This is a genomic window from Microbacterium sp. VKM Ac-2870 (assembly GCF_015350795.1).
In the GTDB taxonomy this organism is placed as follows: Bacteria; Actinomycetota; Actinomycetes; order Actinomycetales; family Microbacteriaceae; genus Microbacterium.
The window spans coordinates 569,557-585,896 of record NZ_JADKSH010000002.1 but is presented as its reverse complement, the minus strand read 5'-3'; the positions used below and the strand labels follow the sequence as shown (position 1 = coordinate 585,896).

Annotated in this window: 17 protein-coding genes; 1 reads left to right on the top strand and 16 read right to left on the bottom strand. The window is 67.5% G+C overall.

Features of this window, described 5'->3' with window-relative positions:
* From ITJ43_RS06625 to ITJ43_RS15205, 3 genes are all read right to left on the bottom strand, one after another.
* Positions 1 to 1,989 carry an ABC transporter ATP-binding protein gene (locus tag ITJ43_RS06625; RefSeq protein WP_194583020.1) on the bottom strand — a complete coding sequence of 663 codons (1,989 nt, stop codon included), beginning with the start codon at positions 1,987 to 1,989 and terminating at the stop codon, positions 1 to 3.
* Positions 1,986 to 3,719, bottom strand: coding sequence for an ABC transporter ATP-binding protein (locus tag ITJ43_RS06620; RefSeq protein WP_194583019.1), 1,734 nt, complete (start codon positions 3,717 to 3,719; stop codon positions 1,986 to 1,988). Before ITJ43_RS06620 ends, ITJ43_RS06625 begins: the two co-directional genes overlap by 4 nt.
* Positions 3,720 to 3,839: 120 nt before the next feature.
* The gene (locus ITJ43_RS15205) at positions 3,840 to 4,553 is read right to left on the bottom strand and encodes a DUF5684 domain-containing protein (protein WP_194583018.1); all 714 of its coding nucleotides are present in this window, start codon (positions 4,551 to 4,553) and stop codon (positions 3,840 to 3,842) included.
* 161 nt (positions 4,554 to 4,714) lie between these two features.
* On the opposite strand from ITJ43_RS15205, the gene ITJ43_RS06610 reads away from it, so the two are divergent.
* Positions 4,715 to 5,185, top strand: coding sequence for a DUF4282 domain-containing protein (locus ITJ43_RS06610; protein WP_194583017.1), 471 nt, complete (start codon positions 4,715 to 4,717; stop codon positions 5,183 to 5,185).
* A 19-nt stretch (positions 5,186 to 5,204) separates the two neighbouring features.
* Here ITJ43_RS06610 and ITJ43_RS06605 read toward each other — a convergent pair whose 3' ends face one another.
* The 13 genes from ITJ43_RS06605 to prmC all read right to left on the bottom strand — a co-directional run bounded on the left by ITJ43_RS06605 (position 5,205) and on the right by prmC (position 16,313).
* Positions 5,205 to 5,957, bottom strand: coding sequence for a YaaA family protein (locus ITJ43_RS06605; protein ID WP_194583205.1), 753 nt, complete (start codon positions 5,955 to 5,957; stop codon positions 5,205 to 5,207).
* A 66-nt stretch (positions 5,958 to 6,023) separates the two neighbouring features.
* Positions 6,024 to 6,284: a F0F1 ATP synthase subunit epsilon gene (locus tag ITJ43_RS06600; RefSeq protein ID WP_194583016.1), complete on the bottom strand. Its 261-nt coding sequence runs from the start codon at positions 6,282 to 6,284 to the stop codon at positions 6,024 to 6,026.
* 1 nt (position 6,285) lies between these two features.
* Positions 6,286 to 7,740 carry a F0F1 ATP synthase subunit beta gene (atpD, locus tag ITJ43_RS06595; protein WP_194583015.1) on the bottom strand — a complete coding sequence of 485 codons (1,455 nt, stop codon included), beginning with the start codon at positions 7,738 to 7,740 and terminating at the stop codon, positions 6,286 to 6,288.
* A gap of 24 nt (positions 7,741 to 7,764) precedes the next feature.
* A complete protein-coding gene (locus ITJ43_RS06590) occupies positions 7,765 to 8,679 on the bottom strand; it encodes a F0F1 ATP synthase subunit gamma (RefSeq protein WP_194583014.1) in 915 nt (304 codons plus the stop codon).
* 29 nt (positions 8,680 to 8,708) lie between these two features.
* A complete protein-coding gene (atpA, locus tag ITJ43_RS06585; RefSeq protein ID WP_194583013.1) occupies positions 8,709 to 10,349 on the bottom strand; it encodes a F0F1 ATP synthase subunit alpha in 1,641 nt (546 codons plus the stop codon).
* 15 nt (positions 10,350 to 10,364) lie between these two features.
* The gene (locus ITJ43_RS06580; RefSeq protein WP_194583012.1) at positions 10,365 to 11,153 is read right to left on the bottom strand and encodes a F0F1 ATP synthase subunit delta; all 789 of its coding nucleotides are present in this window, start codon (positions 11,151 to 11,153) and stop codon (positions 10,365 to 10,367) included.
* Positions 11,153 to 11,689 (bottom strand): F0F1 ATP synthase subunit B, encoded by a 537-nt coding sequence (locus ITJ43_RS06575; protein ID WP_194583011.1) that lies wholly within the window; start codon positions 11,687 to 11,689, stop codon positions 11,153 to 11,155. The genes ITJ43_RS06580 and ITJ43_RS06575 overlap by 1 nt, the downstream gene beginning before the upstream one ends.
* Positions 11,690 to 11,717: 28 nt before the next feature.
* The gene (gene atpE / locus ITJ43_RS06570; protein ID WP_271202584.1) at positions 11,718 to 11,951 is read right to left on the bottom strand and encodes an ATP synthase F0 subunit C; all 234 of its coding nucleotides are present in this window, start codon (positions 11,949 to 11,951) and stop codon (positions 11,718 to 11,720) included.
* A 49-nt stretch (positions 11,952 to 12,000) separates the two neighbouring features.
* Complete coding sequence (gene atpB, locus ITJ43_RS06565; protein WP_323741147.1) at positions 12,001 to 12,870, bottom strand: F0F1 ATP synthase subunit A; 870 nt, start codon at positions 12,868 to 12,870, stop codon at positions 12,001 to 12,003.
* Positions 12,871 to 12,916: 46 nt separating this feature from the next.
* On the bottom strand, positions 12,917 to 13,453 hold the full coding sequence (locus ITJ43_RS06560) for a hypothetical protein (protein ID WP_194583010.1): 537 nt from the start codon (positions 13,451 to 13,453) through the stop codon (positions 12,917 to 12,919).
* A complete protein-coding gene (locus ITJ43_RS06555; RefSeq protein ID WP_194583009.1) occupies positions 13,450 to 14,610 on the bottom strand; it encodes an MraY family glycosyltransferase in 1,161 nt (386 codons plus the stop codon). The genes ITJ43_RS06560 and ITJ43_RS06555 overlap by 4 nt, the downstream gene beginning before the upstream one ends.
* Entirely contained in the window at positions 14,607 to 15,305 is a 699-nt protein-coding gene (locus tag ITJ43_RS06550; RefSeq protein ID WP_194583008.1) for an L-threonylcarbamoyladenylate synthase, read from the bottom strand. The genes ITJ43_RS06555 and ITJ43_RS06550 overlap by 4 nt, the downstream gene beginning before the upstream one ends.
* Before the next feature lie 111 nt (positions 15,306 to 15,416).
* Positions 15,417 to 16,313, bottom strand: coding sequence for a peptide chain release factor N(5)-glutamine methyltransferase (prmC, locus tag ITJ43_RS06545; RefSeq protein WP_194583007.1), 897 nt, complete (start codon positions 16,311 to 16,313; stop codon positions 15,417 to 15,419).
* Between the last annotated feature and the right edge of the window lie 27 nt (positions 16,314 to 16,340).

The following is a 16,340-nucleotide window of genomic DNA, read 5'->3' as shown; positions in this document are numbered from 1 at the left end:
TCAGCTTCGCACCCCGCCGACGGGCTGGACACCCGGCGGACGCGGGGCCTCCTCGTCGGCGTCGGCGGGAGCTTCGAACTGCGCCTCGTAGAGCCGCCGATACGCGCCGTGCGCGGCGAGCAGTTCGTCGTGGTTGCCCTGTTCGACGATCTGCCCGTTCTCCATCACCAGGATGAGGTCGGCATCGCGGATCGTCGACAACCTGTGCGCGATCACGAATGCCGTGCGATCGGTGCGCAGGCGCGACATGGCGCGTTGGATGAGGAGCTCGGTGCGGGTGTCGACCGAGCTGGTCGCCTCGTCGAGGATCAGGATGCGCGGATCGGCGAGGAAGGCACGGGCTATCGTGATGAGCTGCCGCTCCCCCACCGACAGGTTCGTCGCCTCGTCGTCCAGCACGGTGTCGTAGCCGTCGGGCAACGCGTGCACGAACCGGTCGACATACGCCGCCGTCGCTGCCGCGACGATCTCTTCTTCCGACGCATCCGGTCGACCGTAGGCGATGTTCTCCCGGATCGTGCCCGAGAACAGCCATGTGTCCTGCAGCACCATTCCCGTGCGGGCACGCAGATCGTCGCGGCTCATCCGACGCGTGTCGATGCCATCGAGGCTGATGGTGCCGGCATCGGCGTCGTAGAACCGCATGATCAGGTTGACGAGCGTCGTCTTGCCCGCGCCCGTCGGACCGACGATGGCGACCGTGCTTCCGGGCTGCGCCTGCAGGGTCAGCCCATCGATCAGCGGCTTGTCGGCCGCGTAGCGGAAAGAGACGTCCTCGAACGCGAGATGAGAGGCGTCCGCGGGAGCCGTCTCAGCGGGGTCAGGATCAGGATCCTGCTCCGGCTCGTCGAGCAGTTCGAACACGCGCTCGGCACTCGCGACCCCGGACTGCAGCAGGTTGGCCATCGAACCGAGTTGGCTGAGCGGCTGAGTGAACTGGCGCGAGTACTGGATGAACGCCTGCACGTCGCCGATCGACAAGAGCCCCGCGGCGACCTGGAGTCCTCCGACGACAGCGATGCCGACGTATACGAGGTTGCCGATGAACATCATCGCGGGCATGATCACGCCCGAAAGGAACTGCGCACCGAAGCTGGCGCGATACACCTCGTCGTTCTCGGCGGCGAAGTCGTGCTCGACAGCACGCTGGTGACCGAACACCTTGACGACGGCATGCCCCGAGAAGGTCTCCTCGACACGTGCGTTCAGGATGCCGGTCGCCTTCCATTGGGCGACGAAGAGCTTCTGCGATCGACGGGCGACGAGCACCGTGACCAGCACGGTGAGCGGGATGGTCACGAGCGCGATCACCGCGAGCAGCGGCGAGATGATGAACATCATCGCCAGCACGCCGACGACTGTCAGCAGCGACATGATCACCTGTGACAGCGTCTGCTGCATCGTCTGGCCGATGTTGTCCACGTCGTTGGTGACGCGGCTGAGAAGCTCACCGCGCTGCACGGTGTCGAAGTACGACAACGGCAGCTGGTGGATCTTCTCTTCGACGCGCACCCGCAGGCGGTGCATGGCGCGCTGCACGATGCCGTTGAGGAGGCGGGCCTGCAGCCAGTTGAAGACCGACGCGAACACGTAGATCGCGAGGACGGCGAGCAGGATCATGCCGAGGTGGCCGAAGTCGATCCCGGCGCCGGGTGTGAAGTCCATCGCCGAGAGCATGTCGGCCTGCTGTTGGTTGCCGCTGGCGACAAGCTGGTCGATGACCTGCTGCTTGGTCGCTCCCGCGGGAACCTGCATCGAGACGAAGCCGGCAAAGACCACGTTCGTGCCGTCGCCGAGGATCTTGGGGCCCAACACCGACAGCCCGACCGACAGCACCCCCAGCAGGATGACCACGATCACCTTGGCGGTGTCGACGCGCAGTGTGCCGAGCAGGCGGCGTGCGCTCACACCGAAGTTCTGCGCCTTCTGCACGGGTGCGCCACCCGCCATCGGTCCGCCGCGCGGCCCCCGGGGTCCGGGCCCGCTCATGATGCCTCCTGCGCCGCGAGCTGAGATTCGACGATCTCGCGGTAGGTCTCGCTGGTGGCGAGGAGCTCGTCGTGCGTGCCGATGCCGACCATCAGGCCGTGGTCGAGAACCACGATCTGGTCGGCGTGCTGAATCGTCGACACCCGCTGCGCCACCACGATGCGCGTGGCGTCGGGTAGATGCGTGTCGAGCGCGCGTCGCAGGGCGGCGTCGGTCTGGAGGTCGAGCGCCGAGAACGAATCGTCGAAGATGTAGATTTCGGGCTGCTTGGCGAGGGCGCGCGCGATGGCGAGGCGTTGCCGCTGCCCGCCGGACACATTCGTGCCGCCCTGAGCGATCGGCGCCTCCAAGCCTTCGGGTAGGGCGGCGACGAAGTCCTTCGCCTGGGCGAGCTCCAACGCGCGCCACAACTGTTCGTCAGTGGCATCCTCGTCGCCGTAGCGCAGGTTCGACGCGACGGTTCCGGCGAACAGGAACGCGCGCTGGGGCACGAGACCCACGCGTTGCCAGAGATCATCGGGGTCCATGGTCCGCACCTCGACCCCATCGACGGTCAGCGTGCCGCCGGTGACGTCGAAGAGCCGTGCGATCAATCCCACGAGCGTCGACTTGCCTGACCCCGTCGAACCGATGATGGCGGTCGTGGTGCCCGGCTCGGCGTCGAAGGTGATGCCCTGGAGCACAGGCGATTCGGCGCCGGGGTAGGTGAATTCGACGTCGTCGAACACGACCCGGCCGCCGGCGCGGCGCGCGGCTACGGGCTGCTCGGGCGCCCGTACCGACGGCTCTGTGTCGAGAACGGCGCCGATGCGGTCGGCGCAGACGGCCGCGCGCGGAATCATGACGAACATGAAGGTCGCCATCATGACGCCCATGAGGATCTGCATCATGTAGCTCAAGAACGCGAACAGCGTGCCGATCTGCACACCGTTGTTCTGTACCTCAGCAGCGCCGAACCAGATGATCGCGACCGACGAGACGTTCATCACGAGCATGACGGCGGGGAACATGAGCGCCATCAGGTTGCCGGCGCGCAGCGCCGTCTCCATCACGTCTTCGCTGGCCCGGGTGAAACGCGCGCGCTCCTCGCGTTCGCGCACGAAGGCCCGGACGACGCGGATGCCGGTGAGTTGCTCACGCAGGATCTGGTTGATGCGGTCGATGCGCGCCTGCATCTTGGTGAACGCCGGCACCATCCGCACGACGATGAACGACACGATGACCAGGAGAACCGGGACCGCTACCGCCACCAGCCACGACAGACCGGCATCCTGGCGCACGGCCATCACGATGCCGCCGATGGCGAGCATGGGTGCGGCGACCATGACCGTCGCCGACATCTGCACGAGCATCTGCACCTGCTGCACGTCATTCGTGTTGCGGGTGATGAGCGAAGGCGCTCCGAACTGACCCACCTCGCGCTGGGAGAACGCCACGACTCGGTGGAAGAGGTCGGCTCGGAGGGTACGACCGAGTCCCATCGCCAAGCGCGAGCCGAAGTACACCGCGACGAGCGAACAGACGATCTGCACCAGGCTGATGCCGAGCATCACGCCGCCGGTCCGCCAGATGTAGCCGACATCGCCGGTGACGACGCCCTTGTCGATGATGTCGGCGTTCAACGTCGGCAACAGCAGGGAGGCGATCGACTGACCCAGCTGGAAAACGACCACCAGCAGCAGCAATGGCCACGACGGCGCAAGATAGCGCGCAAGGATCCTGCCCAGCACGGACCCCACCTTTCCGCGCTCGTCCAGGGGCGCGAGTCGACGTTACGCCCGCCCGCCGCGCACGCTCAAGCGCCCGGGTGCGCTGTCAGCGAACCCGGGCGGTCGAGGTGAAGAGGGGCGTCAGGAGCGCGGCGGCTCGGGGGCCGCAGGAGGCTCCGTCGTCGGCGGCTCCGGAGCGGCCGGCGGCTCGGGCGCGATCGGCGGCTGGTGGCCGACCGGCGGCGCAGGCGGCGCCGGCGGCTGGTAGCCCGCGGGGGGCGCAGGCGGCTGGTAGCCAGCCGGCGGCTGGTAGCCGGCGGGCGGCTCGTAGCCGGCGGGAGCAGCGCCGCCCGATGACGGGGCCGGGACGCCCTGCCAGACGGTGCTGTCGGCGAGGAAACCGTTCGACGCCCACGGCGCCGGAGGCACCTGCGGGTTCCACCGCGACTTGTCGAACGCGGCGATACCCAGCCAGACGGGCGAAAGCAGCACGAAGAGGACGACCCACGGCGTCTCCTTCTGCAGCTTCAGCCCGACGCGCCAGGCGGCCAGCGCTCCGGCGATCAGCGGAAGCAGGCTGAAGATCCAGCCCACCGCGGGGATCTGGCCGAGCACCGCTGAGGCGACGAACGCGATCAGCATCACCCACGGGCTCAGGTCACCCAGCTTCGCGAACACCATGAAGTTGTAGACGGGCACCCACGCGCGCCACTTCCCCTGCACTCCGGCCTTCTCGAAGATCTTCATCAAGAAGAATGCGCTGATCACATAGAAGATCACCGCGAAGAAGAAGACGAAGAAAGCGATCGCGACCAGCGCTGCCGCTGCGGCAGCCGATCCCGTGTAATCACTCATGAGTACCTCCCTCGGCGACGCGCGCCGGCGAACGACCACCCTGGCCTTTCGGACACATCGTATTGCCCGCGTCGATCGCGCGGCCACTCCGACACGTCATGCGATGCGTGGCGGCGGCCGTGTCGATAGCCTGACCCCAGCACCCACCAGGGAGGAACCCCATGTCCGATCCGACCGCTCCAGCCCCGCCGCCCCTTCCCGATCGCCCCGCCGAGGAGGCCGCGCGCGACGCGGCATCCGGCCCCGGCATCGCCGGCGTCGACGACACCGGAGTACCGCATCTGGTCGGAGACATCGACGACATCGGCCGCGGTTTCGTGTCGGCGCTGTTCGATCTATCGTTCTCGCGATTCATCACGCGGCGGTTGGCGAGCGTGTTCTACCTCGTCGGCCTGATCGCCATCGGTATCGCCTTCATCGCCGCCTTCCTCGGCGGACTCATCTCGGGGGTGGGATCGATCTGGTGGAATCCGGGCGGAGGGATCGCCCTCGTCGTCTCGACACTCGTCGTCGTGCCGGTCCTGGCCTTCCTTGCTGTCATGGTGCTGCGTTTCGTGATCGAGGCGGGCGTCGCGCTGGTGGCGATCGCGGAGAACACGGAGCGGACCGCAGCGAACACCGCCCGCGACTGACCTCAGGCGATCGTGGCGCCTAGACCACCAGCTCGATCTCGCCGGGAGCACCCGACCGCAGGTGCACGTCGGCATCGGCCGCCCAACGCAGCAGCGCGGCGGCGTTCGAGACTCGTGGCCGCGTCTGGGCGAGTGCACGAACGAGGGCGCCCTTGCCGTGCTTGTTGAAGTGGTTGAGCGCCCGGACGCTGCCGTCTTCACCGACCGTGACGACGCGCAGATACGCCGAAGGGATGCCGCCGGGCACCGGACCCAGCGCGACGTAGGCCTCCGAGCGGAGGTCGAGCACGAAAGGTGCTGACTCCGCAGCCAGGGCCGCCGAGACCGCCTCCGCCCAATGCCGCCGCAGCGGCGGCACTCCCGGCAGAGATGTCCCCGCCGCGAGGCGGTACGCGGGGATGGGATCGAGCGCACCGACCGGGCCGAACGGTGCGGAGTGGATCAACACGTGAGCGCCGAGCCAGCGCCGGGCCGCGGCCTCGAGGCTCGCGGCATCCAGAGCATCGAAAAGCACGCCGGTGTAACGATCGACGGCGGGCAGAGTCGGGCCCGTCCGCAACGCGGCGTTGTGCGCGACGTCACCACGTTGACGAGATGACAGTTTGAGGACCGCTGCGGCGGCATCTTCGTCCGCACTCAGCGCGATGAGGGCATCCACCACCGCTTCGCGCTGCGGCGCCAACGTCGGCAGGGCGAGAGCGCCGAGATCGAGCGGCCGGGACGAACGCCCTCCGGGTCGCTTCGTCTCCGACGGGGGCAGGAGGATCAGCATGGCTTCTCCGGAAAAGCGAGAAACCACTCCCCGAGTGGGAAGTGGCTTCTCGCTGTCGTGGCTGGGTTAGGACTGCAGCGCCGCGTGGCCGGCGACGATGGTGAGCTCGCTGCCCTCCATCGACAAGAAGCCGTCCTGCGCGCTGGCGACGACCTTGGTGCCGTCGGTCTGGGTGATGCGCACCTGACCTTCGGCGAGGATCGCCAGCACCGGCTCGTGGCCGGTCATGAAGCCGATCTCGCCCTCGACGGTCTTGGCCACGACGAGGCTCGCCTCGCCGTGCCAGACCTCCGCGTCAGCGGAGACGAGGGTGACGGTCAGCGCCATGTCAGCTGTTCTCCTTCTGGATCTGAGCCCACTTCTCTTCGACGTCGGAGATGCCGCCGACGTTGAAGAACGCCTGCTCGGCGACGTGGTCGAAGTCACCCTTGACGATGGCGTCGAACGACTCGATGGTCTCCTTGATCGGGACCGTGGAGCCCTCGACACCGGTGAACTTCTTCGCCATGTAGGTGTTCTGCGAGAGGAACTGCTGGATGCGACGGGCGCGCGAGACGACGATCTTGTCCTCTTCGGACAGCTCGTCGACACCGAGGATCGCAATGATCTCCTGCAGCTCTTTGTTCTTCTGCAGGATCTGCTTCACCGCCGTCGCGACGCGGTAGTGGTCCTCACCGATGTAGCGAGGGTCGAGGATGCGGCTCGTCGAGGTGAGCGGGTCGATGGCCGGGTACAGGCCCTTCGACGCGATCTCGCGTGACAGCTCTGTGGTCGCGTCGAGGTGCGCGAAGGTCGTGGCCGGCGCGGGGTCGGTGTAGTCATCGGCCGGCACATAGATCGCCTGCAGCGAGGTGATCGAGTGGCCACGCGTCGAGGTGATGCGCTCCTGGAGCACACCCATCTCGTCGGCGAGGTTCGGCTGGTAACCCACGGCGGACGGCATACGTCCGAGCAGCGTCGAGACCTCGGAACCGGCCTGCGTGAAGCGGAAGATGTTGTCGATGAACAACAGCACGTCCTGCTTCTGCACGTCGCGGAAGTACTCCGCCATCGTCAGGGCCGACAGCGCGACGCGAAGACGCGTCCCCGGCGGCTCGTCCATCTGGCCGAAGACAAGAGCGGTCTTGTCGAAGACACCCGCCTCCTCCATCTCGCCGATGAGGTCGTTGCCCTCACGGGTGCGCTCACCGACGCCGGCGAACACGGAGACACCGCCGTGGTCCTGCGCCACGCGCTGGATCATCTCCTGGATGAGGACGGTCTTGCCGACACCGGCGCCGCCGAACAGACCGATCTTGCCACCCTGCACGTACGGGGTCAGCAGGTCGATCGACTTGATGCCCGTCTCGAACATCTCGGTCTTCGACTCGAGCTGGTCGAAGTTCGGCGCCTGGCGGTGGATGCCCCAGCGCTCGGTGACCTCGACGGTCTCGCCGGGCGCGAGGTTCAGGATGTCACCGGTGACGTTGAAGACCTTGCCCTTGGTGACGTCGCCGACGGGGACCGTGATCGGGCCGCCGGTGTCGCGAACTTCCTGGCCGCGGACCATGCCGTCGGTCGGCTTCAGCGAGATGGCGCGAACCAGGTCGTCGCCGAGGTGCTGAGCGACCTCGAGCGTGATCTCGGTCGACTCGTCGCCGATCGTGATCGTCGTCTTGAGCGCGTTGTAGATGTCGGGGATCGAATCGTGCGGGAACTCGATGTCGACGACCGGGCCGGTGACGCGTGCAACGCGCCCGACGACCGTCGTCTCGGCCTGTTCGGCGGTGGCGGTGGCAGTCATTGTCTGTCTCTTTCGGTGTGGTCGTTACTTGCCGGACGCCAGGGCGTCGGCGCCGCCGACGATCTCGGCGATCTGCTGAGTGATCTCGGCCTGACGCGCGTTGTTGCGCAGGCGGGTGTAGTCGGTGATGAGCTTGTCGGCGTTGTCGCTGGCGCTCTTCATCGCCTTCTGGGTCGCGGCGTGCTTGGCGGCCGACGACTGCAGCAACGCGTTGAACACGCGGCTCTGCACGTACACCGGCAACAGCGCGTCGAGCACGACCTCGGGGCTGGGCTCGAACTCGTACAGCGGGTAGACCTGGCTGGCTGCACCGGCCGACTCGACCGCCTCATCAGCCTCGACGACCTCGAGGGGCAGCAGGCGAACGGTCTGCGGCTCCTGGGTCATCATGCTGACGAAACGGTTGAAGACGAGGTGGATCTCGTCGACGCCGCCCGGCTCCTCGCCACCGCGATCGTAAGCGTCCAGAAGGGCGCCGGCGATCTGCTCCGCGGTGTTGAAGTGCGGGGTGTCGGTGTCACCGACCCACTCCCCTGCCGCCGCCATTCGGCGGAACTGGAAGTAACCGACCGCCTTGCGCCCGACGAGGAAGTACTCGACCTCTTTGCCCTGCGAGCGCAGAAGCTCAGCGAGCTGCATGCCTTCGCGCAGGATCTGAGAGTTGAACGCGCCGGCGAGCCCTCGGTCGGAGGCGAAGATGACGACCGCCGAACGGCGGATCGTCTCGCGCTCCGTGGTGAGGGGATGGTGGACGTTGGAGTGAGTGGCCACGGCGGCCACGGCGCGCGTCACGGCTCGCGCGAAGGGCGAGGAGGCGCGCACGCGCGCCATCGCCTTCTGAATGCGCGAAGCCGCGATGAGCTCCATCGCCTTCGTGATCTTCTTGGTCGTCTGAGCAGAAGAGATCTTCTGCTTGTAGACCCTGAGTTGTGCTCCCATGGAATCTCTGTCTCAGAATGCGCCCGGCGTCAGCCGCGGCGACCCTTGACGATCTGCTCCTGGTTCACGTCCTCCTCGTGCGCGGCGGCGACCTCTTCGTGACCCGGCTTGTTGATGGCCTGGCCCTTGCCGCCCTGGAACTCCAGGATGAACTCGTCGGTGACCTTGGTGAGCTCGGCGACGGTGGCGTCGTCGAGCACGTTGGTGTCACGCAGCGTGTCGAGGATGGTCGTGTTGCGCTTGAGGTAGTCGAGGAGGTCGCGCTCGAAGCGCAGCACGTCTTCGACGGCGATCGTGTCGAGCTTGCCGTTGGTGCCGGCCCAGATCGAGACGACCTGCTCCTCGACCGGGTACGGGTCGTACTGCGGCTGCTTGAGCAGTTCGGTCAAGCGGGCGCCACGCTCGAGCTGACGGCGGGATGCCGCGTCGAGGTCGGAGGCGAACATCGCGAACGCCTCGAGCGAGCGGTACTGGGCCAACTCGAGCTTGAGCGTGCCGGAGACCTTCTTGATCGACTTGACCTGAGCGTCACCGCCGACGCGCGAGACCGAGATACCCACGTCGACCGCGGGGCGCTGGTTCGCGTTGAAGAGGTCGGACTGCAGGAAGATCTGGCCGTCGGTGATCGAGATCACGTTGGTCGGGATGTAGGCCGAGACGTCGTTGGCCTTCGTCTCGATGATCGGCAGACCCGTCATCGATCCGGCACCCAGCTCATCGCTGAGCTTCGCGCAACGCTCCAGCAGACGCGAGTGCAGGTAGAAGACGTCGCCGGGGTAGGCCTCACGGCCCGGCGGGCGACGCAGCAGCAGCGACACGGCGCGGTAGGCCTCGGCCTGCTTCGACAGGTCGTCGAAGATGATCAGGACGTGCTTGCCGCCGTACATCCAGTGCTGGCCGATAGCCGAGCCGGTGTAGGGCGCGAGGTACTTGAAGCCGGCCGGGTCGGATGCCGGGGCCGCGACGATCGTCGTGTACTCCATAGCGCCGGCGTCTTCGAGCGCTCCCTTGACGGAGGCGATCGTCGAGCCCTTCTGACCGATGGCGACGTAGATGCAGCGCACCTGCTTGTTGACGTCGCCCGACTCCCAGTTGGCCTTCTGGTTGATGATCGTGTCGATCGCGATCGCCGTCTTGCCGGTCTGGCGGTCGCCGATGATCAGCTGGCGCTGACCGCGGCCGACCGGGATCATGGCGTCGATCGCCTTGATACCCGTCTGCATGGGCTCGTGCACACTCTTGCGCTGCATGACGCCGGGCGCCTGCAGTTCGAGCGCACGCCGCCCCTCTGTCGCGATCTCACCGAGACCGTCGATCGGGTTGCCGAGCGGGTCGACCACGCGACCGAGGTAGCCGTCGCCGACGGCGACCGAGAGCACCTCACCCGTACGAGTGACCTTCTGACCGGCGACGATCCCCGAGAACTCACCGAGCACGACGACACCGATCTCGTTCTCGTCGAGGTTCAGCGCGAGGCCTTCCACGCCGTTGTCGAAGCGCACGAGCTCGTTCGCCATGACGCCCGGGAGACCCTCGACGTGCGCGATGCCGTCGGCGGCGTCCACGACGGTGCCCACCTCGGTGGCGGCGGCGCCGGTCGGTTCGTAGGCGGCGACGAAGTCTTTCAGCGCGTCACGGATGACGTCGGGGCTGATGGTCAGATCTGCCATGGTGTTCCTTCTGTTCTAGCCAGCGAGGCGCTGGCGCAAGTCGTTGATTCGGGAGGAGACGGTCCCATCGATGACATCGTCACCGATCTCCACCCGCATGCCACCGAGCACCTGCGGGTCGACGACGACGTTCACGGTGACATCGGCGTCGTACCGGGCGCTCAGCGCTGCGGCGAGACGGTCCTGCTGCGCGGCATCCAGCCCGCTGGCGACACGCACCGTCGCGACCTTCTTGCCCCGCTGGTCGGCCACGAGCTGCAGCGCACGGTGGAGCAAGGAACGCACACGGCGCTCGCGCGGCTGCTGGACGAGCTGCGAGGTGATGAGCACGGTCGCCTCATCCGCCCGGCCGACCAGGAGCTTCTCGATGAGGACCCCCTTGGCCGCTGCGTCGCCCAGACGACTGCCCAGGGCGAGCTCGAGCTCGGGGTTCGCCGCGACGAGGCGGGCCACCTCGAAGAGCTGTCCCTCGACATCCGTGCTCGGCGCACCGATGGCGGCCGCACGAATGGCGAGTTCCTCGATGCCGGAGATGAGGTCCTCCGTGGACGACCAGCGCTCGGCGACCGCCGACGTCAGCAACTGAACGGAGACGGCTCCGTACCCTGCGAACACGGTGCGGGCCACCTGAGCACGCGCCTCGGCGGGCGCACCCCATGCGGACAGCGCGCCGCTCAGCTGCGCCGAGTCGGCGATCTGGCGTGCGGCCGAGAACAGCTCGCGGGCGACGCTGAGGTCGCCCACCTTCGCTGCCGACAGCTGCGCCGTGGTCGTCGCCAGTGCGTGAGTGGTCGCGCTCCCCATTACTTCGCCTTCTCGAGGTCGGTGAGGAAGCGGTCGACGACGCCCTTGGCCTTGGCATCGTCGGAGAGCGACTCGCCGATGACACCGCCGGCGAGGTCGAGCGCCAGCGTGCCGACCTCACTGCGCAGCGACACGAGCGCCGACTGACGCTCCGCCTCGATCTGCGTGTGGGCGGTCGCGGTCAGGCGAGCGGCCTCGGCGGATGCCGTGTCCTTCGCCTCGGCGACGATCTTCTTGCCGTCCTCGCGGGCGGCATCGCGGATCTCACCGGCCTCCTTGCGAGCCTCGGCGAGCTGGGCGGTGTACTCCTCGAGCGCGGCCTCGGCCTTGCGCTGAGCCTCGTCGGCCTTCGCGATGTTGCCCTCGATGGCGGCGGCGCGCTGGTCGAGCAGAGTCTTCATCTTGGGAAGGGCGACCTTCCAGACGACGACGAGGATCACGACGAAGCAGACACCCGACCAGATGATGTCGTACCAGGCCGGGATGAGCGGGTTGTGACCCGCCTCCTCCGCGGCGTACGCGACAAGATTTCGCATCCTGTCTCCTTAAAGCTGGTGGGGCGACTTACTGGAAGATGAAGCCGGCGGCGATGCCGATGAAGGCGAGCGCCTCGGTGAAGGCGATACCGATCCACATGAGGACCTGCAGGCGACCGGCCAGCTCGGGCTGACGGGCGACGCCCTCGATCGTCTTTCCGACGACGATGCCCACGCCGATGGCGGGGCCGATGGCGGCCAGGCCGTAGCCCATCGTCGCGACGTTGCCCTTGAGCTCGGCGAGAACCGTAATTGCGTCCACGGGGTGTTTCCTTTCGGGGTTGGGTGGGAGAGGCGGAAGCCTCGCCCGCTCAGTGCTCTTCTGCTACCGCGAGCTGGATGTAGACCGCGGTGAGGATGGTGAAGACGTAGGCCTGGAGGAAAGCCACCAGGATCTCGAACAGCGTGAAGGCGAGGCCGAAAGCGAGCGAACCCGCTGCCAGTGCCGACCACCAGCCGCCGAGGGTGATGAGGAAGAACTGCGTCGCCGAGAAGAACAGGACGAGCATGAGGTGGCCGACGATCATGTTCATCAGCAGTCGCAGCGTGAGAGTCACGGGGCGGATGATGAACGTCGACAGGAACTCGAGCGGCGTGACGATGATGTACAGGAACGGCGGCACGCCGGCGGGGAACAGCGAGTTCTTGAAGAAGTTCTTCGGGCTCTTCTTGATGCCCGCGTAGATGAAGGTCACGTAGCTGATGACCGCGAGCATGAGCGGGACGGCGATGATGCTCGTTCCCGCCAGGTTCATGAACGGGATGATCCCTGTGATGTTGAAGAACAGGATCATGAAGAACATCGTCGTGAGGATCGGCAGGAAGCGCTGGCCGTCCTTCTTGCCGAGGAGGTCTTCGGCGATGTTCACGCGGACGAAGTCCAGACCCATCTCGGCGATGCTCTGGAAGCGTCCCGGGATGACGCGCATGCGGCGCGTGCCGGCCCAGAGGAACAGCACGAGGCCGACCGTGGCGATGAACTGGATCAGATGGATCCGGGTGACCGGCACACCGAGAATGCTGAACAGCACATCCGGGAAGAACTCATCGATCGACGGTCCGTGGAAGCCGCCGTCGTCGGCGGTCTTGGCGATCAGTGTCGCAACTTGGGTAAACAGCGCTGGCTCCAGCTTCGGGGCACCGGCGTGAACCGGGGCGACGATGGTCGGTGTGAGCGTCACTGCGCACGCGATTCGCGGGGCGCGAACGGGCGCAGACGACAGCCTATCAGCCCCGGGAGGGGTCGGAGTCCGCGGGGGGGCGGGTGCCCTCGGCATCCTTCTCGGCGGGGCCGCCGGGATGCCGCGCATCGTCGATCACGTCGGCGAGAGTGGGCAGCGTGACGTCGCTGACCGCGGGGATGCGCATGCGCACCATCACGACCGCGTCGATGACGAGCGAGACGACCACGCTGATGACCAACGCGATGAAGAACACCCCCGGATTGAGCCAGGGCTGGCCACGCAGCAGGAACAGCACCACGAGGAAGACGACGAACTTCAGCAGCCATCCCCCCATCACCGCACCGAAGAAGATCGGCACGTACAACGGGTCGCTGTACCACCGGTTCGCGATGAGGATCGTGCCGGCCGTGAAGCCGAGGAAGACGGCAGCAAGAACCACGGCGATCAGCGCGCTCCAGAGGCCCGACGGTCCGGCCACCGCGAAGCCGGCGCCCGCCCCGACGACGGCGAGTACGCCGGTGGCCGCGGCGGACAGGAGCAGGGTCCGGCGCAGGACGGCGGTGCTGGACAGGGAGGTCATGTGTTCCTCGGTATCGGGTCGGAGGCGACCGGGCGCGGCCGCGAAGGGAGCAGGGTGACGATGAGGCACGCGATGACGCCCAGCACGACGAAGACCGCGCCCACCGTGTAGTCGCCGGGCCAGTTCTGAGTGGTGCCGATGTACATGAGCAGCACGCCGATCGAGACGACGGCCGTCCACGAATAGAAGATGAGCACCGCATCACGGTCGCTGTGGCCCATGTCGAGCATGCGGTGATGCAGGTGTTTGCGATCGGGCGAGAAGGGCGACTTTCCGCGAATCATGCGACGGACGATCGCCATGGCGAAGTCGAGCAGCGGCAGCAGCACGATCACCACCGGCAGGAGGATCGGGATGAACGCACCGAGCAGCTGCGAGCGACCGAACACATCGTTGTTGCCGAGAAGGGCCGGTGGCAGGTTTCCCGTGAAGACGATCGCCGACGACGCCATGAGAAGTCCGAGCAACAACGCGCCCGAGTCGCCCATGAACAACTTCGAGGGGTTCCAGTTCATCGGCAGGAAGCCGATGCAGACGCCGATGAGGGCGACGGCGATGAACGACGCGAGGCTGGAGTAGCTCGAGGCGCCGGTGTCGCGGGACACGAGGTAGGAGTAGACGAAGAAGACCGCGTTGGCGATGAGCGCGACGCCGGCCACGAGCCCATCGAGGCCGTCGATGAAGTTGACGGCGTTCATCACCACCACGATCGCCACCACCGACATCGCGAAGCTCGCGAAGCTCGACACCACGAACTGCTGGCCGAACGGGATGAAGAAGATCTGGATGCCGCCGAAGCCGACGACGATGCCCGCCGCGAGGAACTGCGCGCCGAGCTTGATCATCCAGTCGAGATCCCAGAGGTCATCGGCCACGCCGACCGCGACGATCAGGGCCGACGCGCCAAGAAGAGACCAGATGACGGCGGGATCGGCCCAGAAGATGGCGAAGTACGGGATCTGTGACGACAGAGCGAACGCGGTCAGCACCCCGAGGAACATCGCGACCCCACCCACGCGCGGCTTCGGCGTGGTGTGCACGTCACGCTCGCGGATCTCGGGATACAGCTTGTAGCGCATGCCGATGCGCCAGACCGCCCACGTGAAGCCGAGCGTGGCCACGGCCGTCACGACGACGGTGAGCAGATAGAACCTCATGGTGTCAGTGCGTCGCCGAGCGGCTCGGGATCGGGCTCGAGCAGGTCGCCGAGCACCCCGCGCAACTGGGCGCGCGAGATCGCGCCCTCCCGCAGCACCCGCACCGGGCGCCCGCTGCCCTGCGCGACGAGTCCGGTCGCGTCGATGATCGTCGATGCCACGCCGTGGGCGGACGGTCCCCCGTCGAGGTAGACCGCGACGGATTCGCGCAGCATGTCGTACGCGCTGTGCACGTCGACGGCCGCAGCCTTGCCGGTGAGGTTCGCGCTGGACACGGCCAGGGGGCCGCAGTCTTCCAGCAGCTCCAGCGCCACCCGATCGGCGGGCATCCGCACGGCGACCGTGCCGCCGGTGTCGCCGAGGTCCCACGACAGCGAGGGCTGGGACGGCAACACGATGGTCAGTCCCCCGGGCCAGAATTCCTCGACCAGCCGCTCGACGACCTCGGGCACCTCCGTCACGAGAGCGCGCAACGTCGAGATTCCGGCGACGAGCACGGGCGGCGGCGACTGCCGGCCGCGGCCCTTCGCGGCGAGCAGAGCGGTGACCGCGCTCGCGCTGAAGGCATCGGCCGCGATGCCGTAGACGGTGTCGGTCGGCACGACGATCAGCTCGCCGCGCCCGATCGCCTGGCGCGCCTTGCGCAGGCCCGGCAGGAGCTGTTCGGTGTCGCGGGCATCGAAGAACTCAGACATATCGGCTCCAGTCTACGTTTCGCCCGGCTCAGGGCGTTTCGACGCGCTCCGCTCGCTCAACGACGGGGACGACGGCCCACACCCGGCCGTTGAGCGAGGCCCGGAGGACGTCTACGGGCGGATGGCAGTCGTGGCGCGGTCGCGGACGGTGAGGTCGCGGTGCGTGGCCGTGGCGCGCCAGCCATCGGCGTCGAGGAGCGCGCGGATCGGGGCGCCCTGCCATTCACCGTGCTCGATGACGAGCGTGCCACCGGGCCGGAGCAGACGCAGCCCGACTCCCGACAGCACGCGGACGACGTCAAGGCCGTCCTCTCCCCCGTAGAGCGCGGACGGCGGGTCCCAGTTGCGCACCTCGGGATCGCGCGGGGTCGCGGCATCCGGGACGTACGGGGGGTTCGACACGAGAACCGACACCGTGCCGTCCAGCTCCGGGAAGGCATCGGCGAGGTCGACGAAGGCAAGAACGGCGTGCGGGGCGACAGCCGCGAAGTTCTCCTTCGCCCACACGAACGCGTCGACCGCGTTCTCGGCCGCGTGCACGCGGGCGTAAGGGACCTCGGTGGCCATCGCGAGCGCCAGCGCTCCGGAACCCGTGCCGAGATCCACGGCGACAGGCGCGGCATCCGGTACGGCGCGCAGCGCATCGATCGCGAGCTGCGCCACCATCTCCGTCTCGGGCCGCGGGACGAACACCCCGGGTCCGACGCGCAGCTCGAGATGCCGGAACGGCGCGGTGCCCGTCAGGTGCTGCAGCGGCTCGCGGGACGCGCGGCGGGCGATGAGCGCATCGAACGCGGCGGTATCGCCGGGCGCTGCGTCTCCGCGGAGCGCCGCCGCCAGAAGCTGCCCGCGCGAGATTCCCCAGAGGTGTGCGGCCAGCAGCTCCGCGTCGACGTCGGGGGTGGGCACGCCGGCGTCGGCCAACACCTGGGTCGCGCGGCGCAACAGCGCTGACAGACCGGCGGATGCGGGCCGCGAAGGCGTGCCGGATTCGTGCAAAGAGGTCATGGGCCTTCCTACCCTAGCTGCGGCACT